Source organism: Sphingomonas sp. AP4-R1 (assembly GCF_013113735.1).
Lineage (GTDB): Bacteria > Pseudomonadota > Alphaproteobacteria > Sphingomonadales > Sphingomonadaceae > Sphingomonas_I.
Genome location: NZ_CP053346.1, coordinates 4,540,001 through 4,563,382 on the forward strand (window position 1 = coordinate 4,540,001; position 23,382 = coordinate 4,563,382).

The window sequence follows — 23,382 nt, forward strand, 5'->3', positions numbered from 1 at the left end:
CGCCGGATCCTCGGCCAGGGCCAGCCCCATCCGGCACACCAGATCGCAGCCGATCGCCAGCGCGGTGAGGAACAGGCGGCCATCGATCCCCCCCTGCCCTTCCGCCCAGGCGAGCGCGGCCGGGATCGGCACCGCATTGGGATGGACCGGAGCGCCATCATGCCCGTCCTCGAAATCGATCGCGTGGGCTAGCGCCCCATTGGCCAGCGCGGCCAGCGCCGGCGTCGCGCTCGCGCCGCGCCCGATCAGCGTCGCCGATCCCGCGCCGCCTTCGCGGGCCAGATCGGCGAAGGGTTCGCAGCCGGTGCCGAGCGTGGTCGCGGCCATCATCACGCCGATCGCGTCGAGCAGCGAGCGCTTCGTCGCCCGCACGACGGCGGGCGACAGATCCTCATAGGAGGTCGTGACGATATACTCCGCGATCCGGCGCGACAGCCCCTCCGCGTCCTGGGTCCCGTTCATATCGATCCTCCCCTCCCGGCCTTATCGGTGTGGCCAGCTGGAAACCTTCCGGGGGCGTCACCGCGCCCCGGAACGCCTCCCTCAACGCGGCCGATAGCGATCGAACCATGCCAGGATGGCGGCATTCTCGCCCACGAGCTGGGACGGGCGATCCGCGAGGCCGCCGTGGCTGGCGCCGGGCACGCGGATCAGGGTGGTCGGCACCGATCGGATCTGGAGCGCGGCATAGAATTGCTCGGCCTCGCCCGGCGGGGTGCGATGATCCTCCTCGCCCACCATCACCGCCGTCGGCGTCTTCACATTGCCGACGAGGCTCAGCGGCGAGCGGCGCCAATATTGCTCCTGATCCTCCCACGGCATCTTGCCGAACCAATATTTGGCCATCGTGGTATAGCCGTCGGTGGTCAGCACCTCGCTCGTCCAGTTGATCACCGGCTTCTGCGAGACCGCCGCCTTGAAGCGGTCGGTCTTGCCCACGATCCACGCGGTGAGCAGGCCGCCGCCCGATCCGCCCGTGACGAACAGGGCGTTCGGATCGACATGCCCGCCCGCGATCGCGGCATCGACGACGCTCATCAGGTCGTCATAATCCTCGCTCGGATAATTGTGGTGGATGCGGTTCGCGAATTCCTCGCCATAGGAGGTCGAGCCGCGCGGATTGGCATAGACCACGATATAGCCCGCCGCCGCATACAGCTGATCGTCGGTCGACCAGACCGGGCCGTAGCTGGAGAAGGGCCCGCCGTGGATCTCCAGGATCATCGGATATTTGCGGTTGGGATCGAAATCGGGCGGTGTCACCATCCACGCATCGATCGGCAGCCCGCCAGCCGAGGAGGTCACCGCCATCGGCTTGACCTGCCCCAGCGTCTTGCCCTCGAACAGATCGCGGTTGAGGTTCGTCAGGCGCCGCAATTCGCCCCCTCGCCCGACGATCGCGACATCGCCCGGATGCGTTCCATCCCCCGCCGTAACGGCGACGGCGCCGCTCTTCGAGACGCTGTAATCGCCGCTGGAATACGGCCGGTCGAGTTCGCCGCTGGCGAGGCCCGACGCCACATTCGTCATGTGGCCGTCCAGCGTCACCCGCGCCACCTTCGTCACGCCGTGATCGGCATAGCTGACGAAGATCGACTTGCCGTCGCCCGACCATTGCGGATCGCCGAGATCGCGATCGATCGTGGCCAGCACGCGGGCGTTGCTGCCGTCGGCGTTCATCACCGACAGCCGGTTGCTCTGATTGCCCAGCAATTTGTCGTCATAGCCGACGAACGCGATCAGGCGGCCGTCGGGCGATGTGGCCGGCTGCTCGTCAGGACCGTAGCGCGTGGTCAGCTGGCGCAGCGCGCCGCTCTCGGCATCCACGGAGAAGATGTCGCTATTCTGGGCGTCGCGCTCCGGATCCTTGCCGCGATTGGCCGAAACCAGCAGGCTGCGGCTGTTCCCCGCCCAGGCGATGCTGCGGCCATCGTCATAGGGCCCGAAGGTCAGCTGACGGGCGGCGCCGCCATCCGCCGAAACGGTGAAGACGTGACGATATCCCGGACGCAGATAGCCGGCACCGTCCGCCCGGTAGCGCACCTGCCCGATGATCTTCAGCGGCTCCGCCCATTTCGCCCCCTCGGGCTTGGCGATCGGAGCGCCGAGCTTCTCGCCCTCGCCCGGCACGAACATCGTGAAACCGATCTTCCTGCCGTCCGGCGACCAGGCCATGTCGGACGGCGCCTCGGGCACGGTCGTGATCGCGGCATTGGTGCCCGTGGCCAGCCAGCGGACATAGATTTGCGGCTTCTGCCCGTCGGCCCGCGCGGAAAAGGCGAGACGGGTGCCGTCCGGCGACCAGCGCGGCCGCGAGCTGCCCGCCACGCCCAACGGCGTCTGCTGACCGCTGGCGACATCGACCAGCCAGACCTCATTGCGATCCCCGTCGATCATGATGTCGCCGGTGGCGCGCGTATAGGCGATGCGCTTGCCGTCGGGGCTGATCTGCACGTCGCTCGCCTGCGACAACGAGAAGACGTCGCGCGGCCCGAAGCGATGGGACGGCGTCGTCGCATCCGCCACCGGCTGCCCGGCCTGGGCCACAGCCGCGCTCCCAACGAGCAGAGAGAGCATCATAGCGGGCCGGAACATGGGCAACTCCAATCAGACGACATCATCGAGATGTGGCAGATAGACCGCCTCGGACCGCACAAACAATGGCGGCGTTGCCCCGCGTCCGCCCCGGCCTCCCGCTGCCGCAGTCACCTCATTCCCCGGTGGCGCCCGCCGTTACCGCCTGGACGCGCAGCCGCGGGAAAACCACCTCGATCGGCTTGGTGTCGGGCAGAACGTACACATAGCCGCCTTTCTTCTGGAAGAGCGGGCGCAGGAGCTTGCCGTAGAACAGCTTGGGCACGTTGATGCAGCCGAAGGTGATGCGATTGTCGTCGGCGGTGAGCGACAGCATCCGCTCGCGCCGCCTTTCTCGGGCGCCGACATCCTTGGGAATCGGATGGAGCGCGACGGAGGTCGCATAGTCCACCCACAGCACGCGCTCCCCTGCCACCGGCAATCCGAACTTGGCGAGAAAGCGCCCGGCGGGTGTCGTCTTTTCTGCGGGGCCGAGATCGGCCAGCTTCTTGCTGCCGACACCGGGGCTGGCATCATCGCCCTCGGCAAGGCCGAGCAACACGGGCACCGCGTCCAGCGATCCGCCCTTCGCATCGAACAGGAACAGCGCGGCCCGTTTCTTGTCGACGACAAGCCAGGGCAGGCCATGATTGTCCTTTGACGCGAGCACCCATGCGATCACGCGCGCGGCTTCCGCGGACGGACTGATCTGCGCCTTGGCCTTGTCGGCCGGGGCTTCGATGCCAACGGGTCCGGCCGGCGCGGGCTTGGGCGGGCGAGCGTTCGACCAGGTCGGAATCATCAGCACGATTCCGGCGAGCAGCCGCAGGATCAGGATCATCACTCTCGAACGCTCAAACAGGTTCGGCCGCCTCACGCGGAGACGGCCGAAACAGGAAAAACAGGCAGGTCAGTCCGTCGCGCGGGGCGCGATCAATGGCGCGCTTGCTTCGCGCGCTTCGCTTCCTGCACCGTCAGCCGCTGATCGAGGCCATCGACGCGCCCGTTGATCTGGTCGAGCCGCTGGCCATTATTCTGCGCCTGCCCGGATGCGGCCTGCGCCTCCGCCAACGCCGATTTGGCGGTGCCGTCCGTTTCCTGCAATTTCGCCTCAAGCGTGCCGACGCGCTGGCTCACGGGGGCGATCTGTTCGCGCACATAGGATTTCGTCGCGCAGCCACCGAGACCCATGGCACCCACCAAAGTTACCACAGCCAGCGCAGATTTCGACACAAATGGGGACATCGCATATCTTCCAGTCGTTAAACGATTGGAACAATCAAGCCGAGGAAGGATAGGCCTGCAATCCCGATCTGTTCGAATGTGCATCTTCTCCGGCCAGCGGTTTACCGCAATTTTCACATCGCACGGCTGGGGCGCTTCATCGCATCTTCCGCCGCGCATCTGTGCTATTTCTTCGTGCTTCTCAACTTTCGTTTCGGATCCGCAGCGAACGGATCCGCTGGTATGTCGTCGGATGCCCGTTCGTCGGGACCCGCCTTCACCGGCTTGTCCCGTTGCGCCTCGACACAGGTGCGCAATTCCACCACTGCGGCACCGCTGCCATCGAGGGCCAGCCGCTCGACCGGAACGTCGCCGCGAAAGATCTGGAGGATCTTCGACGTCGCGAAGAAGGTCGGGAATTTCGTCTCGAAACTGGTCACGAACCCCTGTTTTCCCTCGGACACCATGCCGACGGCGAAATGCTTCGTATAGCCGCCATTCGAAAGGCGGAAGTCGAGCTTGAGCCGATCCTGCGGCTTGATCGACCAATGCGTGTTCAGCACCGACAGATGGTTTTTCCCGTCGAGATCGAGGCCGAGGAGCAGGGTCGTCTCGCCGGGCCGATCGAACGTCCGGGTGACGAAGCATCCCGACCCATCCTTGCTGGGCGCGACGGTCCAGCCGCCGATATCGCGCGATGCATAGGGGCCGGCGATCGCGGCGGCACTCGCGAAAAGCCCTGTCGCGCAGGCCAGCAGAAGCGCCGATTGTCTCATGATGGCCATAGTCCTTTCCTCCACGCCGATGCCGGAAACCCATCGAACACGGAGCAACGCACGATCGCCTGCCGCCGGTTCAGAGAAGCGGAGCGAGCGGCGGCCGCAGATCCAGCCGCCGCTCCGCGACTTCGCCGAACCGGCGATCGGGAAACACCGTTTTCCAGATGTCGCAGGTGGCGCCGATCTGGCACAATTCGACGAGCGTGCGATCCTCATCGGGGGTCCATGGCCTGGAGGGCGGCCAGGCCGGTCGGCGTCGGGATCGTCTCATGGCCGCCCGATAGTGCGGGCGGGATTCCCCGGTCCAGCCCCAAAAACAGATCTTCGGGTTCGGTGCCGAAAAGCCGGCCATCCTGCCGCGTCATGGGATGAGCCCGCGCCCATCCCATCGCCTCAGCGCTACATCGCTTCGAACGCGAGCGTCACCGAATAGCTGTAATAAGGCGCCGCCGCCGTCTGCGGTGCCGCGTCCCGATGTCGGACGAGAAGGAGGTAGCGGCCGGCATCGGGTGGCGTGAGGCTGAACCGGCCGTCCGCGCCCGTGATCGCATCCGGCAAGGTCTTCCGGCCGTCATAATAGCCGGCCTCCCGGAAGGCCGAAACGGTCGCGCCCGGCAACGGCTTGCCCTGATACAGGATCTCGAACGCGATCGGCTCCCCCTTCCCCGCCGCCGTCGGATCGCCGAGCGGATGGATTTCCAGCCCCGTGCCCCGCGGCTTCAGCGCGCCGGCCGCTCCCGGATGGCCGCGCAGCACATAGGCATCGGCCAGCGTGGTACTCTGCACCTTGAGGATCGTCGCGCCGGCCGGCGCGGCCGCATCTTCGCCCAAAACCTTCCACGTGGCGCCGTCCCGCACCATCCGGTTCATCCGGCCGAGCCGCTGGCCGGACGAGATGCGCCAGATCCCTTCCGCCGACAGCGGCGCTTCGGCGACGGTGCGATCCCCGAGACGGGTCGGCGCCGCCAATCGGACGGTCGTGCCATTCGGCCCCGTCGCTTCGAACGGAGCATTGTCCATGCCGATTTCGGGCCGGAACGCATCCTCGCTGAAGGCCGCCTCGATGCCGATCGCGCTGCGCGTGCCCACGTCGAATACCGACGGAAGCACGTAAGGCATGTGAGCGGCCGCCGGCGGCGCCAGCATCAACACCCCCAGCGCGCCCCGCAGCGCCATCGCGCCACGTTTCCGCTCCGCCATAACCCGATCCCGCCGCGTCATTCCATCCTCCATCACCCCCTCTTGCTAACGAGAACGATTCGCAATAGCAACAAGATGAGAAGGGGAATGATCCATGAAGTCGAGTTACCTGACCGGCGCCGCCCTCGCGGCGCTGATCCTGTCGTCGCCGGTCCATGCCGCCGACCTGTCCGCCGCCGATGTCGGCGCCGCTGCCGACGGCACGAGCGAAGCCGAACAGATCACCGTGACGGCCACGCGCACCGAAAAGTCCGTGATTGATGTGCCGGCGACCGTGTCCGTCATCGACGCATCCACCATCACCGATCGCTTCGTGAACGATATCAAGGATCTGATCCGTTACGAGCCCGGCGTCGCCGTCCGCCGCGCCCCCGCCCGCTTCACGGCGGCCGGCGCCTCCACCGGGCGTGATCGCAACAGCGGCTTCAACATTCGCGGGCTTGAGGGCAATCGCGTGCTGATCACCGTCGATGGCGTGCGTGTGCCGGACGGGTTCAGCTTCGGCGCGCAGTCCGTGGGCCGGGGCGACTATGTCGACCTTGATCTGGTCAAGTCGGTTGAGATCCTGCGCGGCCCGGCCTCCGCGCTTTACGGCTCCGACGGTGTGGCCGGCGCGGTGAGCTTCATCACCAAGGACCCGGCGGATTTCCTGAAGGACGGCAAGACGATCGCGGGCGGCGCCCGCGTCGGATACGACAGTTCGGACGAAAGCTGGAGCGAGAGCGCCGTCCTCGCCGGCAAGTCGGGCCAGTTCTCGGCGATGGTCGCCTACACCCGCCGCGACGGCAAGGAACTGGACAACAAAGGCACGAACGACAGCGCCAACACCGATCGCACCACGCCCAATCCGCAGGATACGGCGTCCAACGCGGTGCTCGGCCGGGTCGTGTGGCAGCCGTCCGACGCGCATCGCGTGCGCGCCACCTACGAGCATTTCGATTCCGACGTGGATACGAACGTGCTGAGCGCGATCGCCAAGCCGCCGCTCGCCTCCACCTCGGTTCTCGGTCTCACCGCCGCCGACGATACGAAGCGTGATCGTGCGACCCTCGACTATCGTTACATCGGCGAAGGGCTGATCTCGGGCGTCCGCGCCGCCGCCTGGTGGCAGAACAGCCGCACGCTGCAGGATGCGCTGGAGGATCGCAACACGGCCGCCGATCGCCGCCGCATCAATCGCTTCAACAATCGCGTCTATGGCGCGATGCTGCAGCTGGAAAGCAAGGCGTCGATCGCCGGCACCGAGCATCTGTTCGTCTATGGCGCGGATTATAGCCGCACCCGCCAGACCGGCGTGCGCGACGGCACCGTGCCGCCTGCGGGCGAAGTCTATCCGACGCGCGCCTTTCCCACCACGAACTACAGCCTCGTCGGCCTGTTCGCACAGGACGAGATCCGCATCGCGGACGGCCTCGTCACGCTCTATCCGGCGCTGCGCTGGGATCATTACAAGCTGGATCCGAAGGCCGACGCCCTGTTCACCGGCTTCGTACCGAGCAAACAAAGCGGATCGAAGCTCACCCCCCGCATCGGCGCGGTGGTGAAACCGATCGAGCAGATCCGCCTGTTCGCCAATTACACACAGGGTTTCAAGGCGCCCGAGCCCAACCAGATCAACAACAGCTTCGCCAATGTGGTGGCCAATTACCGCTCGGTCCCGAACCCGGACCTGAAGCCCGAAAGCAGCCGCAGCGTCGAGGGCGGCATCCGCTTCGCCGGCAGCGGCGCGACGGCCGAGCTGGTCGCGTTCAGCAGCCGCTTCCGCAACTTCATCGATCAGATCCAGGTGCGCGGCAGCTTCACCGCCGCCGATCCGGCCGTCTATCAGTACGTCAATCTCGGCCGGGTGAAGATCCACGGGATCGAGGCGAAGGGCGATTATCGTCTGCCGCAGGGCTTCGGCGTGCGGACCGCGCTGAGCTGGGCGAAGGGCTCCGTGCGGCAGGCCGGCGTGGCGGGCACGCGCCCGCTCGACAGCGTCGAGCCGTTCAAGTTCGTCGCCGGCGCCTTCTACCAGCCCGAGGGCGGCCCGTTCCGCGCCGAGATCGTCACCACCCATTCGGCCGGCAAGAAAGTCTCGCGCACGAACAACAGCTGCAACACCACCACGACGAGCTGCTTCACGCCGTCGGGCTTCTGGATCGTCGATGCGACCGCCTCGTTCCGGATCCTCGATCATGCGACGATCCGCGCCGGCCTGTTCAACATCTTCGACAAGAAATATTTCTGGTGGAGCGATGTGCGCGGCCTCGCCGCGACCTCGTCGATCCGGGATGCCTACAGCCAGCCGGGCCGCAATTTCGGCCTTTCGCTCGCCGCGACCTTCTGAGGACCAACGATCATGACATATCGCATTTTGCTCTCGATCGCGGTGCTGACGGCGCCGCTGGCGGCCGCGCCGGCCGTCGCCCAGGCGTCGTTCGCGGTCGCCCCGGTCTATGGCGACAAGGCGAAGGACCGCGCCTCGATCCTCGCCATGGCCGGCACCTTCAAGGTGACGTTCGACATGCGCGAGACCGTCCCCCTCGTCGCCGGCTACAAGCTGTTCGAGCCCAAGCTCAGCGGCGGGCACGAGGTCGTCCGCGTCGTGATCGACACGCCCGATGTGATCGGCCTCCAGCATCTGCTGGTGGTCGAGGGCGAGGACAAGAAGCCCATGGTAATCAAGCATTGGCGTCAGGACTGGGCGTGGCAGCCCGCCACCGTCCTGTCCTATGTCGGACGGGGCCGCTGGTCGCTGCTCCCCGTCTCGGCGACGGCCCGCAAGGGCGCCTGGTCGCAGACCGTCTACCAGACCGACGACAGCCCGCGTTACGGCGGCCTCGGTCGCTGGCGCTATGACGACGGCGTCGCCCGCTGGATGAGCGACGAGACCAGCCGCCCCCTCGCCCGCCGCGACGCCACCCGCAAGCCGCCCTACGATCATTATATCGGCACCAATCGCCACGCGCTGACGCCCACCGGCTGGGTGCATGAGCAGGACAATGCCAAGATCGGGACGAAGGACGGCACCCGGCAGACTTTCGCGCACGAGGTGCTGCTCAACTCCTATGTGCCGGCCAGTGATTTCCCGGTGGCCGCCGCCGACGAATATTGGGTGAAGACGAAGGATTATTGGGCGGCCGTCCGCGCAGACTGGGCGCAGGCGGTCGCCCGGAACAAGGGCCTCACGCTCGGCGAGGATGCCGATGCCGGCTCGGTCACGGGCCACCAGCTCATGCTGCTGGCGGACGATATCGCCTCGGGCGAAGCGAAGGCCGACGAGGCCAAGGCGGAGGCCGCCAAGCTGATCCAGGAGGCCAGTTCGCAGCGCCCCTGATCCCGGATCGCATCGGGATGGGCGCCTCCCGCGCCCATCATCGGCGTCATCGGCGGGGCAATCGCACCATCACAACCAGACCTTGCGCATCGGGGGCCGTCCGCAGATCGAGCGTGCCCCCGTACAGCGCGGCGATATCGCGCGAGATGGTGAGGCCGAGCCCGGTTCCGGGCGTGGTTTCGTCGAGGCGGACACCGACTTCGAGGACCCTCACTCTCTCGGAGTGGGGGATTCCGGGGCCGTCATCCGCCACTGAGATTGCGATCCCTTCAGCATGCGCCGCGGCGCCGATCCGCACGGTCGAGCCGGCCCATTTGCAGGCATTGTCGATCAGGTTGGACAGAATCTCGGCAAGATCGCCGGGATCGCAGGCGACCGACAGGCCCGCCGGAATATCGTTGGCGATCGCCACGTCGCGCGCGGCATGGAGCCGCCGCAACGCGTCGGCGATCGGGCCGATGAAGTCGCGCAGATCGGCGACGATCCCGGTCCCGCGCGCGCCGGCGGCGGCGGCCCGCTTCATCTGATAGTCGATCTGGCGCTGCATCCGGTGGCACTGGTCGAGGATGAAGGCCGCGCTGGCATCGTGGCCGGCATCGGCCAGTTGCTCCGCTTCCCCGGTGACCAGGGCCAGCGGAGTGCGCAGATTGTGGCCGAGATTGCCCGCCTCGATGCGCGCACGCGCGACGAGCGCCGCCTGCGCTTTGATCAGTTCGTTCATCTGCTGCACGACGCCCGCAAATTCGCTGGGCACGTCGTCCGGCAACCGATCGCGCCGCCCCCGGCGCAGATCCTCGATCCATTCGGCCAGGCGCTGCGTGGGACGCAGGCCATATTGCACCTGGAGAGCGGCCCCGACCAGCATCAGCGTGGCGAACACGCCGAGCGAGACGGCCAGATCGGTGCGGAAGGCTTGAAGCTCGGCGTCCAGCACCCGGCCGGACGCGGTGATCGAGAAGAGCAGGCCAGCGGGGCCCGGCCGATCGATCCGCAGCAGCCACTCGCCATGATCGCGCGTCCAGATCGGCAGGTCCGTATCGTCGCCACGGGACGGCACGAGGTGATGGCCCGCCAGCGATGCGGAGATGAGCGCCGGCCGCCCGTCGCGTTCGATCTGCCAGTAGAAACCGGAGCGCTTCTCCTGAAAACGGGGATCGGAGAGGGGGCGATCGATCGCCGGGCGCCCGTCCGCACCCTTGACCGTAAGGCTCGCCAGTTCGTCGAGATGGTTGGCGAGATCGCTGACGAAGGTGTGCGTGACGTGGCGGCGATAAAGACCGCTGATGACGAGGCCCGCCACCAACGTTCCGATCCCCACCCAGAGCAGAGACGCGACCGCGAAGCGGAAGCGCAGGCTGTGCGCGCGGGCGCCGCTCACGGGACGAGCCGATAGCCGAAGCCGCGCATCGTGGCGACGCGCGCATGGCCGATCTTGCGACGCAGGCGCCCGACCAGCACCTCCACCGTATTGGGATCGCGCTCCGTCTCCAGCGCATAGAGCCTGTCGAGGATCGCCTCGCGGGACAGCGTGCGGCTCGGCTCCAGCAGGAAGGCGCGCAGCAGGCGGAATTCGTTCTTGGTGAGATCGATCGCCGATCCCTCCAGCCACGCCTCCCGCGTGCTGGTGTCCAGCGCGAGCGCGCCCGCTTCCAGCCGCGAGACGAGATGCCCCGCCGCACGGCGCGCCAGCGCATGAAGGCGCGCGATCAGTTCCTCCGCGCGCACCGGCTTCACGAGGAAATCGTCCGCACCGGCATTCAGGCCTTCCACTTTCTCCTCCCAGCTCCCCCGCGCCGTGAGGATCAGGATCGGCGTCGCCACCCCGCGACGGCGGAGCAGGCGGATCAGGTCCAGCCCGCTGATGCCGGGCAGGCCGAGATCGACGATCAGCGCATTGAAGCCGTCCTCGGCGAATCCCGCCGCATCCTCGGCCTTGGGCAGCCATTCGGCGGTGATCCCCGCCCGCGCCAGGCTGGCGATCGTGCGCCGCGCCAGTTCCGCCTCATCCTCGACCAACAAAATCCGCATGGGCGGTAAACTGACAGCATTTTGGCAGCTTCGCCAGATAGGGACGCGCCGTGGCCCATCGCATCCTCCCCTCCGCCTGCGCGCTTTCGCTGCTTCTCGCCGCCTGTTCGGGTGGGGAGGAGGCCAAGGCGCCGGAGCCCGCCGCCAAGGGCCCGCCGGGCTCGATCGGCCTGACCCCGGCGCAGGTCGCCCGTCTGGACATCGCCTTCGCGGCGGCGACGGCGGCGACCGAGGTGCCCGTGGCGGATGTACCCGCGACGATCGCGCCGCCCCCCAATGCGCGCGTCGCGGTGGCGGCGACGATCCCCGGCTCCGTCACGCGGACGATGGTGGTGGAGGGGCAGCAGGTGCGCGCCGGCCAGCCGCTCGCCGTGATCGCCAGCCGCGAGGTGCTGACGATGCAGGCGGCGATGGAGCAGGCCTCGGCCCGCGCCGCCGTCTCGCGCGCCTCCGCGCATCGGCTCGATCAGCTGGCGCGCGAGGGCGTGATCGCCGGCGCCCGCGCCGACGAGGCGGGCGCCTCCCGGCGCGAGGCGGAGGCCGAACTGGGCGAGCAGAAGCGCGCCCTCGCGCTGATCCACGCCGGACGCAGCGGCGGCACCTATACGCTCACCGCGCCGATCGCGGGCACGGTCACGAAAGCCGCGATCGAGGCGGGCGCGCCCGTCGACGGCACCAGCGCGCCCTACGTGATCGACGCCGCCGGCCGCTACGAGATCACCGCCCAATTGCCCGAGCGCCTGATCGGGCAGATCCGGCCCGGCATGAAGGTCGTTCTGGAAGGCGTGACCGGCACGGTCACCAGCGTCGGCTCGACGGTCGACGCCACCACCCGTTCGGCGCTGCTGCGCGCGACCGTGCCCGCGTCGGCGGGCTTCATCTCCGGCCGGGCGACGACGGTGACGCTGCTGAAGCCCGCCACCTCCGGCGCGATCGCCGTGCCGACCAACGCGGTCGTCATGATCGAGGGCAAGCCCGTGGTGTTCGTGCGGACGCCGGGCGGCATCGTCCGGCGCGCGGTGACGAGCGCGGGGGCTGCAGGCGATCTCACCGTTTTGCTGTCCGGCGTGAAGGCGGGCGAGCAGGTCGCGATCTCGGGCACGAGTGAGCTCAAGGCGCTGGCGGCGAACTGAGATGCTGCGCGCTCTGGTTGCCTGGTCGCTGTCCTATCGGCTGCTCGTGCTGGCGCTCGCGCTGGTCACGGCCGGCCTTGGCGCCTGGGCCTTCTCGACCCTGCCGGTCGATGCCTATCCGGACATCGCCCAGACGCAGGTGAAGATCATCCTCAAGGCGCCCGGCATGACGCCCGAGGAGGTGGAAACCCGGATCATCGCGCCGATCGAGCTGGAGATGCTCGGCCTGCCGCGCCAGGCGGTGCTGCGCTCGACCGCCAAATATGCGGTGGCGGACGTCACGATCGATTTCGACGAGGGCACCGACCTCTACTGGGCACGCCAGCAGGTAACCGAACGGCTGGCGGGCGTGATGAAGGACATGCCGGAGAGCGTGTCCGGCGGCCTCGCCCCCATCTCCACCCCGCTCTCCGAAGTCTTCATGTTCACGATCGAGGGCCCGCTGTCGCTGGCCGAGAAACGCGAGCTGCTCGACTGGACGATCCGCCCGGCCCTTCGCACCGTGCAGGGCGTGGCGGATGTCAATGTCCTGGGCGGCCATGTGCGCACCTATGAAGTGCGCCCCGATCCCGTGCGCCTTGCCGCCGCCGGCCTCACGCTGGACGAAGTGCGCCAGTCGGTGGAGCGCGGCAATCGCAACGATGGCGCGGGGCGCCTCGCCCGGGGCGACGAGGCGCTGATCGTGCGCGCCGTGGGCGCGATCCGCGATGCGGACGATCTGCGGCAGATGGTGGTGGTCGCGAAGAATGACCGGATCGTGCGGCTGGGCGACGTCGCCACCGTCGGCGCGGGCAGCCTCACCCGCTATGGCGGCCTCACGCGCAACGGCAAGGAAGCGGTGGAGGGCCTCGTCCTCGCGCTGCGCGGCGCCGATGCGCGCAAGGTGGTGGAGGGTGTCGAGGCCCGGCTGGAAGAGCTGCGGCCCGGCCTGCCCAAGGGCACCACGCTCGACGTCTTCTACAATCGCTCCGATCTGATCGAACATGCCGTGGGCACCGTGCAGGAAGCGCTGCTGGAGGCGATCGTGCTTGTCGTGATCCTGTTGATCGTGTTCCTCGGGGATTGGCGCGCGGCCGCGATCGTGGCGACGACCTTGCCGATGGCGGCGCTGATCACCTTCCTCGCCATGCGCTACATGGGCATGTCCGCCAATCTGATGAGCCTGGGCGGCCTCGCCATCGCGATCGGCATGCTGGTGGATGGCGCGGTCGTGGTGGTGGAGAATGTGGTCGATCGCCTCGCCCATGCGGGTGAGAGCGGGACGCCCCGCCTGAACATCGTCTTCCGCGCGGCGGCCGAGGTGGTGGTGCCGGTGTCGGCGGGCCTCGTCATCATCGCGCTCGTCTTCCTGCCCTTGCTGTCCCTGCAGGGGCTGGAGGGCAAATTGTTCGCGCCGGTCGCGCTGACGATCATGTTCTCGCTCGCCGCCGCTTTGCTGCTGGCGCTGACCCTGGTGCCGGTGCTGGCATCCTACGGGCTGAAGACCGGGCATCATGGCGAGCCGTGGATCATGCGCGCGCTGGCGCCGCGCTATCACACGCTGCTGGCGGGCGCGTTCGCGCGCAAGCCGATCGTCTATGGCGCCGCCGGTATCGGGCTCGTCATCGCCGTGCTGGCCTATGGCCGCGTCGGCAAGACCTTCATGCCGACGATGGATGAGGGCGCGGTCGTGATGCAGACCGCCAAGCTCCCGTCGATCGGGCTGGACCGCACGCTCGCGCTCGACGGACGGGTGGAGCAGGCGATCCTCGCCGCCGTGCCCGAGGTGGACCGCATCGTCGCGCGCAACGGCGTCGACGAGATCGGGCTCGACGCGATGGGGCTCAACGAGACCGACATGTTCATGGCGCTGAAGCCACGGGCCAAATGGCGCGGCACGAAGGAGGACATCGTCGACGGCATCCGCAAGGCGATGGAAGGCCTGCCGGGCATCGATCCCGTCTTCACCCAGCCGATCGAGATGCGCGTGTCCGAGATGCTGACGGGATCGCGTGGTGATCTCGCGATCAAGATCTTCGGGCCGGATCTCGCGACCCTCTCCACGCTCGCCGGCCGGGTCGAGGCGACGTTGCGCGGCGTGCGCGGCGCATCCGAAGTAGTCACCGCCGCCACCAGCAGCGTCGATTATCTCCAGCTCGACGTGGACCGCGCCGCCGCCGGCCGCTTCGGCCTTCCGGTCGATACGTTCGAGGATATGCTGCGCGCCCAGATCGAGGGCATTCCCGCCGGCACGGTGATCGAGGCGCAGAAGCGCATCCCCGTCGTCATCAAGGGCGGCGACGAGATACGCGGCGATGCCGCGCGCTTCCGCGACATGCAGATGGTGACGCCCACCGGCACGGTCGCCCGCGTGAGCGACATCGCGCGCATCACCGAGACGCAGGGCCCCGTGATCCTGAGCCACGAAAGCGGCGGACGCTATGCGCTGGTGCAGGCGTTCGTCTCGGGCCGCGATCTGGTGGGCTTCGTCGAGGAGGCCAAGGCGCAGGTGGCGGCGCAGGTGCCGCTGCCGGCCGGCTACCGCCTCGTCTGGGGCGGGCAGTTCGAGAACCAGCAGCGCGCCGCCGCGCGGCTGATGCTCGTGATCCCGATCGCGCTGGTGATGATCTTCTTCGTCCTGTTCGGCACGCTCAAGTCGCTGCGCGGCGCACTGCTGATCCTCGCCAACATTCCGTTCGCGGCCGTCGGCGGGATCGTCTCGCTCTGGATTTCGGGCGATTTCCTGTCGGTGCCGGCCTCGGTCGGCTTCATCGCCCTGCTCGGCATCGCGGTGCTGAACGGCCTCGTCCTCGTCTCTTACTTCCGCCAGCTGCGCGAGGAGGGCGTGTCGCTCGCCGATGCGGTCCGGCTGGGTGCGGAGCGGCGCTTGCGGCCGGTGCTGATGACCGCGTCGATCACCGCCTTCGGCCTCGTGCCCCTGCTGTTCGCGACGGGGCCGGGATCGGAGATTCAGAAGCCGCTCGCGATCGTCGTGATCGGCGGACTCGTCACCTCGACGCTGCTGACGCTCGTGCTGCTCCCCCTGCTCTATGAGCGCTTCGGCGAAAGCGCGGCGGAGCGCGCGCGATGACGGGCCGGGTTCTCCTGACTCTCGCCTGCGCCGCCGCCGACGCGGAGCCGATCGCCGAGGCGCTGCGTGCGGCCTGCACCGCGCCGATCCATCTGCGCGACGAGATCGTGCGTGGCCTCGATTTCGCGGACGCCGGTACGGCCGAGCGCGTGACGGGCGCGCTGCGGCGGGTCGCGATCGAACTCGTCGTCGCGGCCGATCAGGTCCCCGCGCTCGTCTCGGCGGTGGAGCGTTCGCGTCGCCGCCTGCCCGTGCGCTGGATCACCCTTCCGGTGCTGGCGGAGGGGCGCCTGTCATGAAGTCTTCGTCCTTGCTGATCCTCGCCTTGCTCGCCCCCGCCCCGCTGTTCGCGCAGCAGGCCGATCTGCCGCCCGTCGATCAAGTGCGCGAGGCGCTGGAACATTCTCCCGCCGTCGCCGCCGCCGACGCGCGCGTCGATGTGGCGCGCGGCGGCGCGGCGGCGCTGAACGTCGGCCCGCATGAGGTGACGCTGCAGGGCACGGTCTCGCGCCGCCGCGTCGATCTCGAGGGTCGCGACTATCAGGAATTCGATGCCACGCTCAGCCGGGCGATCCGCCTGCCGGGCAAGGCCTCGCTCGATCGCAAGGCGGGCGCGCTGGGTGTCGAGGTGGCGGCCAATCATGCCGAGGATGCGCGCCATCAGGCGGCGCTGTCGCTGGCCGAACTCTGGTATCGCTGGCTGGGCGCCAGCGCGCGGCATCGCAATGCGGAGCAGACGCTCGCCAATCTGACCTCCGCCGCGCGCGGGATCGATCGGCGCGTGGCGCTGCGCGATGCAGCGGCGCTGGACGCGGATCAGGCGGCGGCGGCGGTCGCGGCGGCGGCGGCGCGCCTGAACGATGCCGCCGCGACACGCGATCGCGCGCGGGCCGAGCTGGCGGCGACCTTCCCCGATCTGGCCCTGCCCGCGGAAGCTCCCGACATCACGGTGGCCGAGCTTTCGGCGGCGACGCTGGAGGGGCTGGCGGCCGATGCCGTCGCCAAGAGCCACGACATCACCGCCGCCGACAGCGAGTCCGCGCGACAGGATGCGATGGCGCGCCGGTCGCGGCTGGATCGCATTCCCGATCCCTCGCTCGGCTTCCGCGCCTTTCAGGAGCGTGGCGGGCAGGAGAAGGGGCTCGGCGTCTATGTCGCGATGCCGTTCGGCGGCGGCTACCGCAAGGCGCTGGCCGATCAGGCCGCGGGCGAGGCGCGCGCCGCGTCCGCCGAGGCGGCCGTCGTCCGCCGCGAGGTCGAGGCGCATGCGGCGGGCGATCTCGCCGAGACGCGCGCGCGCCTCAGCGCCTGGCGCAGCGCGCGCGAGGCGCTGAGGCGCTCGGATGCCGCCGCCGCGAAGACGGAACGCGGCCAGCAGGTCGGCGTCATCGATCTCGCCGACCGCCTCTATGCCGATCGCCTCGCTTATGAGGCGCGCGCGGCCGAGATCGACGCGCGCGTGGCGGCGGCGCACGCCGTCACCAGGATGCGGATCGACGCCCACAGCCTCTGGATCGATTGAGCCGCAGCGGATCGAAGGCCGCATGACGCCGCGACGATTTTGCGCGGCGCTTTCCTGATCCCATGCGAGCCATCGGTGGATGCGCATGAGAACCGGTGGTGATCGGATCGGCCCGTCCTACGTTCTGACTCTCGAGCATTCCCGCAGAGAGGCCATCATGACGAATAACCCGACCGGCGCCGTGTCGCGCAATCCGGCGACCGGCACCCTGATCGCAACCTATCCGTTCCAGACCCCGGCGGACGTCGACCGCACGCTCGCCGCCTCCGTCGCCGGGTTCCGGCTGTGGCGCGATACCCCCATGGCGGAGCGGGTGGCGGCCTATCGACGATTGGCGTCGGTGCTGCGGGACCGCGCCGAAACGCTCGCGACGACGATCACGGCCGAGATGGGCAAGCCGATCGGGGCCGCCCGCGCCGAGGTGGAGAAATGCGCCGTGACGATCGAGTGGATCGCCGATCACGGCCCAGCCATTCTCGCCGATGAGCCCGTCGCCGTCGAAGGCGACGATCAGGTGCATGTGTCCTATCTGCCGGTCGGCACGATCCTGGCCGTGATGCCGTGGAACTTCCCGTTATGGCAGGTCATCCGCGCCGCCGCGCCGATCATGCTGTCGGGCAACGGCTTCCTCCTCAAGCATGCGCCCAACGTGATGGGCTCGGCCTATGCGCTGCAGGATGCCTATGAGGCGGCCGGTTTCCCGCCCGGCCTGTTCGCCAATCTCAACGTCGGCAACGATATGGTCGCGCAGGTGATCGAGGATCCGCGCATCGCCGCCGTCACGCTCACCGGCAGCATGCGGGCGGGTGCGGCGGTCGCGGCCATCGCCGGCAAGGCTCTCAAGAAGAGCCTGCTCGAACTCGGCGGCAGCGATCCGTTCATCGTGCTGGCCGACGCCAACATCGATCTCGCGGTGCAGACCGCGATCGAGGCGCGCTTCCAGAATACGGGCCAGGTCTGCCTCGCCGCCAAGCGCTTCATCCTGGAAGCGCCGATCGCAGAGGAATTCACGCGCAAATTCGTGGCGGCGGCCCGGGAGATGGCGATCGGCGATCCCATCGATCCGGCGACGCGCATCGGCCCGATGGCGCGCGCCGATCTGCGTGACGAACTGCACGCGCAGGTCCGCAAGACCATCGATCAAGGCGCCACCCTGCTTCTGGGCGGCGACACGATCGAGGGCGCGGGCAATTTCTACCAGCCGACCGTCCTCGCGAACGTGCAGCCGGGAATGACCGCGTTCGACGAGGAGACGTTCGGCCCGGTCGCGGCGATCACCGTAGCCGAGGACGAGGAGCATGCGATCACGCTCGCCAATGCCAGCGATTATGGCCTGGCTGGCAATCTGTGGACCAGCGACATCGCCCGCGCGCAGCGCATCGCCCGCCGCCTGGAGACGGGTGGCGTGTTCATCAACGGCTTCAGCGCGACCAACGCCCGCATCCCGGTCGGCGGCGTGAAGAAGAGCGGCTACGGACGGGAACTCTCCCATTTCGGGCTGCGCGAATTCACCAATGCCCAGGCCGTATGGGCGAAAACCGTGGGGTGATCCGGGCGGACCGCGTCGGCTGGAGCCTCACAGCGCCACGGCGAGGTCCTGCGTCGCCTGCAATCGCTCGATATCCTGCCGGGGCGGCGCGCCGAACAGGCGGCGATATTCGCGGCTGAATTGCGAGGGGCTGTCATAGCCGACCGCGAAGCCCGCCGATCCCGCGCTCGCGCCCGCGACGAGCATCAGCCGCCGCGCCTCCTGCAGGCGAAGCTGCTTCTGATAATCGAGCGGGCTCATCCGCGTGATCGCCTTGAAATGCGCGTGGAGCGACGACGGGCTCATCCCCGCCGCGCTGGCGATGTCGTCGATCCGCAGCTGGGTGTGGAAGCCGCCGCGTATCGTGGCGATGGCGCGGCTGACCTGGCTCAGGTGGCTGTCGACCGATGCCATGTGCCGCAGCATCGCGCCGTGCGGGCCGGTCAGCAGGCGGTACAGGATTTCGCGCTCGATCAGCGGCGCGAGCGCGGCGATGCTCTCCGGCCGGTCGAGCAGGTTCACGAGCCGACAGGCCGCGTCGATCAGATCGGGGTTGCCCGGATAGACGGCCAGCGCGGGCAGATCATGCCGGGTGCCGACACGGCCCTCGGCGACGATCAGGTCGGCGAGCGCGGCCTGATCGAAATCGATCTTGCAGCACAGATAGGGCGCATCCGCGCTCGCCTCCAGCACATGGCCGACCAGCGGCAGATCCACCGACACGAGCAGATAGCGTGCGGCATCATAGACAACGCTCTGTTCTCCCAGCGAAACCCGCTTGGATCCCTGGGCGATCAGGCAAAGCGATGCCTCATAGACGGCCGGCACGGGCTCGCTCGGCCGATCGGCGCGGATCAGGGTGAGACGCGGCACGGCGGTACCCGCCAAACCGGAAACGGGCGCATGACGCGCGATCGCGCCGGCCAGATCGGCGATATCCCTCATGCGAGCCTGATCCACGATGCGGCGATGATCCGCAAGGGCGCGCCGCACCGATTTGGAGGATCGTGCAAAGTGTTCGGGCGATCGCTCTACCTCTCGCCGGTACGCGGCGGCATCTTGCCCCCATCACCTGAAGCGAAAGGAAAGATCATGTCGGGAGTGAGCGAGAAGGTTGTGCTGGTCACCGGTGCATCGAGCGGCATCGGCGAGGCGACGGTGCGCGAACTGGCCGCCGCCGGGGCCAGGCTCTTCATCGGCGCGCGCCGGGGCGAGCGGCTCAAGGCGCTGGCCGAGGAACTGGGCGATGCGGTCGCGTGGAGCGAACTGGATGTGACCGACGCGGCCAGCTTCGATGCGTTCGCCGCCGCCGCCGAAGCGCGGTTCGGACGCATCGACGTGCTGGTCAACAATGCCGGCGTCATGCCGCTCTCGCCGCTCGCCGCGCTGAAGCGCGACGAATGGAAGCGGATGATCGACGTGAACATCCACGGCGTGCTCAACGGCATCGCCGCCGTGCTGCCGCGCTTCCTGGCGCAGAAGAGCGGTCATGTCGTCAACGTCGCCTCGGTCGGCGCGCATCTCGTCCTGCCCACGGCGGCCGTCTATTGCGGCACCAAATATGCGGTGTGGGCGATCACCGAAGGGCTGCGGCAGGAGCATGATGACATCCGCTCCACGATCATCTCGCCGGGCGTGACGGCGACCGAGCTGGGCGACGATATCAGCGATCCCCAGGTGGCGTCCGCGCTCAAGGAATGGCGCCAGAAGTCGCTCACGCCGGACGCGATCGCGCGGGCGATCCGTTACGCGCTGGAGCAGCCCGAGGGCGTCGATATCAACGAAGTGATCGTGCGCCCCACGGCAGCCAATATGTGAGCGCCCGGATCAGGCTTTCGGGCAACCCGAAAGCCTGATCTCTGAAAGGACCGCGCGGGGCGCCGTCATTTTCCCGGATCAGAGGGGTTCGTCACCGGCCCCGCTATGTCGGCCTCCACGATGCTGAGCCGCCATCCGGCTGGCACCGTATCCGCCCCCACGCTGGCCGCGACCTTGTCGTTCTTGACCTCGACGATGTTGCCGAACGCATCGCGATCGGCGGTCGGGCCGGTCAGCGCGATCCGCAGGCGGCTGCCCATCCCCGCCTTGAGCGGCAGCGTCACATATCCCAGCGACTTGGGCGTCACCCCTTCATAGACGACCCGATCGTCCAGCGTGACGCGGATCGGATAGGAGCGGATGCGCCAGCCGGTCAGCCGCAATTGCAGGGTGGAAACCGTCGCAGGGCGCGCGAAGCGATATTCGATCCAGGCGGTGTCCGGCTTGCCGTCGCTGCTCCAGGTCGAGGCCTCGTCATCATCGTGGCTCTTCGTGGCATCGGCCATGTTGGACCCGGCGATGATCTCCGCGACCGGCACCGTCCGCAGGCGCGGCACCACCGTCGAGACGGAGGGCGTCGGCCCGCGCGAAAGATCGGAGGGCTGGGCGTCCTCGGGAAAGTCGCGCGACAGCCCATCCTTCTCCGCCACCGCCCGCGTCGTCACGGACAAGGTCGCCGGTTTCAGCCCGGCCGCCTGTGCGGTCAGCCGGATCGTGCCGGCCTTGGTCGCCGAGCGGACCAGCACGCGATTGATCCCCAGTTCCACCGGCAGATACCGCGCGAGGATATGATTGTCCTCGTCGCGCGCCGTGCCGGCGGTCGAGGTGGTGCCGGCCGTGGTCGGCAGCATCACCGCCCTGTCCGATCGGGGCTTGCCCGAGCTATCCCCCTGGGCGATGCCCCCGCGCCATTCGGCGGGGCCATCGAGCGTGAAATCGATCGGATCGAATGCGGTCGGCACGCGCCGGCCCTTGGCGTCGACCACCTCCACATCGACCAGCATCAGATCGGCCCCGTCGGCGACGAAACCGCGCGGGCCGGTGTGCGAGGTCAGCCGGAGCGCGGCGGGCGCGCCCGCTGTCGTCAGGACATCGTCGGCGGTCTTGCCATCCTTGAAGGTCGCGACGGCCTTCAGCGTGCCCGCCGCGAAATGCACGTCCTTGAACGTGAACAGGAAGCCCTCCCGCTCCCCCTTCCCCAGCGACGCGCCGTTCAGGAACAGCTCCACGCTCTCGCCATTCGAGACGACATAGACCGACTTCACCGTACCCGCCGGATAGGTCCAGTGGCCGATCGTGTGGACATGATGGCCGCCGCTTTCGACCCAGCCGTCCCACATCGCCTGATGGACGTACCAGGGATCCTTCTTCAGCCGCACCGCATCCACCACGCCCGAACGGCGATAATTGTTGTCGCCCCGGAAATGCGAATTGCTGTCGGTGAAGCCGATCTTCACGCCGCCGGCATTGGCGCGATCGCCGCCGCCGGGCCGCTGCTCGTAATAATCCCACCAGCGGCGGGCATCCTCCACCGCCATCGTCTCGACATTGCGATTATAGTCGGGCGAATCCTTGTGGAAGGGCGGCGTCCAGTCGTCCTGATAGGCGCGGGCCGCCTCGTCGCGCGAATATTCCATCTGCCACAAGGGCTTGCCGGCGCTCTTGTTGATATAGAGCATCTCGCCGCCATAGTCGGCCGTCTTCGATCCCAGCATCTCGCGCGATCCGATCGCGCGGCCGCCATGCGGATCCCACCGGTTCCGCACCGCCAGCATGTCCGCCATGTGCGCTTCGGTGATGCCCTTGTTCCCGCTTTCGTAAAACAGGATGGAGGGGTTGTTGCGATTGTAGATGACCGCATCCTGCATCAGCGCGACCCGTTGCTCCCAGCGGCGGCCGGTGGGATCGCCCTCGCTGTCGCCGGCCGGCATCGCCTGGATCAGGCCGAGGCGATCGGCGGATTCCACATCCTGCTTCGGCGGGGCCACATGCATCCAGCGCACCAGATTGCCGTTGCTGCCGGTGATCAACCCGTTCGAGAAATCGCTCACCCACGGCGGCACGTCCGGCCCCACGCCCGCCCACTCGTTGGTGGAGCGCTGGGCATAGCCCTTCAGATGCAGCACCTGCCCGTTGAGCGTCAGCACGCCCTGATCGAAGCGCGTCTCGCGAAAGCCGGTGCGCGTATCGACCGCGTCGATCACCTTGCCGGCACCGTCCTTCAACTCGCCCGTCACGGTATAGAGATAGCCATAGCCCCAGCTCCAGAAATGGAGGCCGGTGAGGCGCTGTTGTGCCGAGAGCGTCGCCTGCGCGCCGGGCGCGAGCGTCTGCCGGTCGCCCGCGAAGCTGGCGACGACCTTGCCGGCAAGGTCGCGGACGATCACATCATAGGAGATGGTCGCGGGTGCCGCCCCATCGTTGCGCACCTGCGTTTCGGCATGGACCACGGCCGAGGCCGCCGGAATGTCGAACCCGTCCGCCCACACATACGGCCCGCTCGTCCCGAGGCTGCTCCACAGCGGCAGCGTCTGATAGACCGGCCCGGTCAGATGGAGGCGGACCGGCTTGTTGATGCCGCCGAAATTGGCGTAGAAATTCCGGTCTTCCCATTGATATTTGGAGCCGGTCGCGCGCTCCTTATAATCCCAGTGATTGTCGATGCGGACGGCGACGACATTGTCGCCCGGCTTCAGCGCCTTCGTGATGTCGAAGCCGAACGCCATCACCCCATTTTCGCTGAAGCCGACCTTCTCGCCATTCACCCAGACATCGGCCGCCTGCCGCACGCCCTGAAATTCGAGGAAGGCCCGCCCCTTCGGCGCCTCGGACGGCAGGCGGAAATGCTTGCGATACCAGATGATCCCCTCGGCATGATTGTGCCCGTCGACCGCGAAGGCCTGATCCTCGTTGAACGCGTGCGGCAGGGTCACCGGCTGCCATCCCGCATCCCCGGCGGAGGGCGCGGAGAAGGTCGCGTCGTCGCCCACATGCATGCGCCAGCCCCGGCTGAACTCGAAGCTCTGCCGCGGCGAGGCCACCCCGACGGACGCCCGCTGTGCCAAGGCAGCGACGGCGGCCGTGCCGGCCAGAAGCAGGCATCCCAGAAGGCCGTGCCATTTCATCGCGATCATCTCCCGTCAGCCCTCGCTCCCCGTATCGCCAAAAAAAGCCCCCGCCAGCAAAA

At 68.1% G+C, this 23,382-nt stretch carries 19 protein-coding genes (1 of these 19 running past the window's edge); 8 read left to right on the plus strand and 11 right to left on the minus strand.

Translation table 11 applies throughout. The features are described from left to right. The 7 genes from HL653_RS20680 to HL653_RS20710 all read right to left on the minus strand — a co-directional run. A protein-coding gene (locus tag HL653_RS20680) for an MmgE/PrpD family protein (protein WP_171746170.1) crosses the window boundary here: on the minus strand, positions 1-462 show its 5' portion. It extends 924 nt beyond the left edge of the window; 462 of the gene's 1,386 nt are visible here — the first part of the coding sequence; it begins with the start codon at positions 460-462; its stop codon lies off the left edge, out of view. An 81-nt stretch (positions 463-543) separates the two neighbouring features. Further along, on the minus strand, positions 544-2,595 hold the full coding sequence (locus HL653_RS20685) for a S9 family peptidase (RefSeq protein ID WP_253717205.1): 2,052 nt from the start codon (positions 2,593-2,595) through the stop codon (positions 544-546). Positions 2,596-2,710: 115 nt separating this feature from the next. Next, a complete protein-coding gene (locus HL653_RS20690) occupies positions 2,711-3,415 on the minus strand; it encodes a hypothetical protein (RefSeq protein ID WP_171747164.1) in 705 nt (234 codons plus the stop codon). A gap of 92 nt (positions 3,416-3,507) precedes the next feature. Beyond that, positions 3,508-3,819, minus strand: a complete 312-nt coding sequence (locus HL653_RS20695; protein ID WP_171746171.1) for a hypothetical protein — start codon at positions 3,817-3,819, stop codon at positions 3,508-3,510. Between the two features lie 164 nt (positions 3,820-3,983). After that, the gene (locus HL653_RS20700) at positions 3,984-4,583 is read right to left on the minus strand and encodes a hypothetical protein (RefSeq protein ID WP_171746172.1); all 600 of its coding nucleotides are present in this window, start codon (positions 4,581-4,583) and stop codon (positions 3,984-3,986) included. Positions 4,584-4,653: 70 nt separating this feature from the next. Beyond that, positions 4,654-4,848, minus strand: a complete 195-nt coding sequence (locus HL653_RS20705; RefSeq protein ID WP_171746173.1) for a hypothetical protein — start codon at positions 4,846-4,848, stop codon at positions 4,654-4,656. A gap of 128 nt (positions 4,849-4,976) precedes the next feature. Next, positions 4,977-5,798 carry a DUF4198 domain-containing protein gene (locus HL653_RS20710; protein WP_253717207.1) on the minus strand — a complete coding sequence of 274 codons (822 nt, stop codon included), beginning with the start codon at positions 5,796-5,798 and terminating at the stop codon, positions 4,977-4,979. 73 nt (positions 5,799-5,871) lie between these two features. On the opposite strand from HL653_RS20710, the gene HL653_RS20715 reads away from it, so the two are divergent. Continuing rightward, positions 5,872-8,106: a TonB-dependent hemoglobin/transferrin/lactoferrin family receptor gene (locus HL653_RS20715; RefSeq protein WP_171746174.1), complete on the plus strand. Its 2,235-nt coding sequence runs from the start codon at positions 5,872-5,874 to the stop codon at positions 8,104-8,106. A gap of 12 nt (positions 8,107-8,118) precedes the next feature. Next, the gene (locus tag HL653_RS20720) at positions 8,119-9,096 is read left to right on the plus strand and encodes a DUF6607 family protein (protein WP_171746175.1); all 978 of its coding nucleotides are present in this window, start codon (positions 8,119-8,121) and stop codon (positions 9,094-9,096) included. A 46-nt stretch (positions 9,097-9,142) separates the two neighbouring features. Here the strand turns inward: HL653_RS20720 and HL653_RS20725 are convergent, their stop codons facing one another. Together HL653_RS20725 and HL653_RS20730 are read right to left on the minus strand one after the other, a co-directional pair. Further along, positions 9,143-10,474, minus strand: a complete 1,332-nt coding sequence (locus HL653_RS20725) for a HAMP domain-containing sensor histidine kinase (RefSeq protein WP_171746176.1) — start codon at positions 10,472-10,474, stop codon at positions 9,143-9,145. Beyond that, entirely contained in the window at positions 10,471-11,124 is a 654-nt protein-coding gene (locus HL653_RS20730; protein WP_171746177.1) for a response regulator transcription factor, read from the minus strand. The genes HL653_RS20725 and HL653_RS20730 overlap by 4 nt, the downstream gene beginning before the upstream one ends. A gap of 50 nt (positions 11,125-11,174) precedes the next feature. Between HL653_RS20730 and HL653_RS20735 the strand changes: the two genes are divergently transcribed. The 5 genes from HL653_RS20735 (at position 11,175) to HL653_RS20755 (ending at position 18,398) form a co-directional block, all read left to right on the plus strand. Beyond that, positions 11,175-12,257: an efflux RND transporter periplasmic adaptor subunit gene (locus tag HL653_RS20735; protein WP_171746178.1), complete on the plus strand. Its 1,083-nt coding sequence runs from the start codon at positions 11,175-11,177 to the stop codon at positions 12,255-12,257. A 1-nt stretch (position 12,258) separates the two neighbouring features. Next, on the plus strand, positions 12,259-15,327 hold the full coding sequence (locus tag HL653_RS20740) for an efflux RND transporter permease subunit (protein WP_171746179.1): 3,069 nt from the start codon (positions 12,259-12,261) through the stop codon (positions 15,325-15,327). Then, the gene (locus HL653_RS20745; protein WP_171746180.1) at positions 15,324-15,626 is read left to right on the plus strand and encodes a DUF3240 family protein; all 303 of its coding nucleotides are present in this window, start codon (positions 15,324-15,326) and stop codon (positions 15,624-15,626) included. Before HL653_RS20740 ends, HL653_RS20745 begins: the two co-directional genes overlap by 4 nt. Then, positions 15,623-16,849: a TolC family protein gene (locus HL653_RS20750; RefSeq protein ID WP_171746181.1), complete on the plus strand. Its 1,227-nt coding sequence runs from the start codon at positions 15,623-15,625 to the stop codon at positions 16,847-16,849. Before HL653_RS20745 ends, HL653_RS20750 begins: the two co-directional genes overlap by 4 nt. Before the next feature lie 157 nt (positions 16,850-17,006). Then, complete coding sequence (locus tag HL653_RS20755; protein WP_171746182.1) at positions 17,007-18,398, plus strand: NAD-dependent succinate-semialdehyde dehydrogenase; 1,392 nt, start codon at positions 17,007-17,009, stop codon at positions 18,396-18,398. Positions 18,399-18,425: 27 nt separating this feature from the next. On the opposite strand, the gene HL653_RS20760 is transcribed toward HL653_RS20755, so the two are convergent. After that, positions 18,426-19,322, minus strand: coding sequence for an AraC family transcriptional regulator (locus HL653_RS20760; protein WP_171746183.1), 897 nt, complete (start codon positions 19,320-19,322; stop codon positions 18,426-18,428). A gap of 147 nt (positions 19,323-19,469) precedes the next feature. On the opposite strand from HL653_RS20760, the gene HL653_RS20765 reads away from it, so the two are divergent. Further along, positions 19,470-20,195 carry an SDR family oxidoreductase gene (locus tag HL653_RS20765; protein WP_171747166.1) on the plus strand — a complete coding sequence of 242 codons (726 nt, stop codon included), beginning with the start codon at positions 19,470-19,472 and terminating at the stop codon, positions 20,193-20,195. A 65-nt stretch (positions 20,196-20,260) separates the two neighbouring features. Here the strand turns inward: HL653_RS20765 and HL653_RS20770 are convergent, their stop codons facing one another. Beyond that, on the minus strand, positions 20,261-23,320 hold the full coding sequence (locus HL653_RS20770) for a glycoside hydrolase family 2 protein (protein ID WP_216599907.1): 3,060 nt from the start codon (positions 23,318-23,320) through the stop codon (positions 20,261-20,263). Positions 23,321-23,382: the final 62 nt, after the last annotated feature.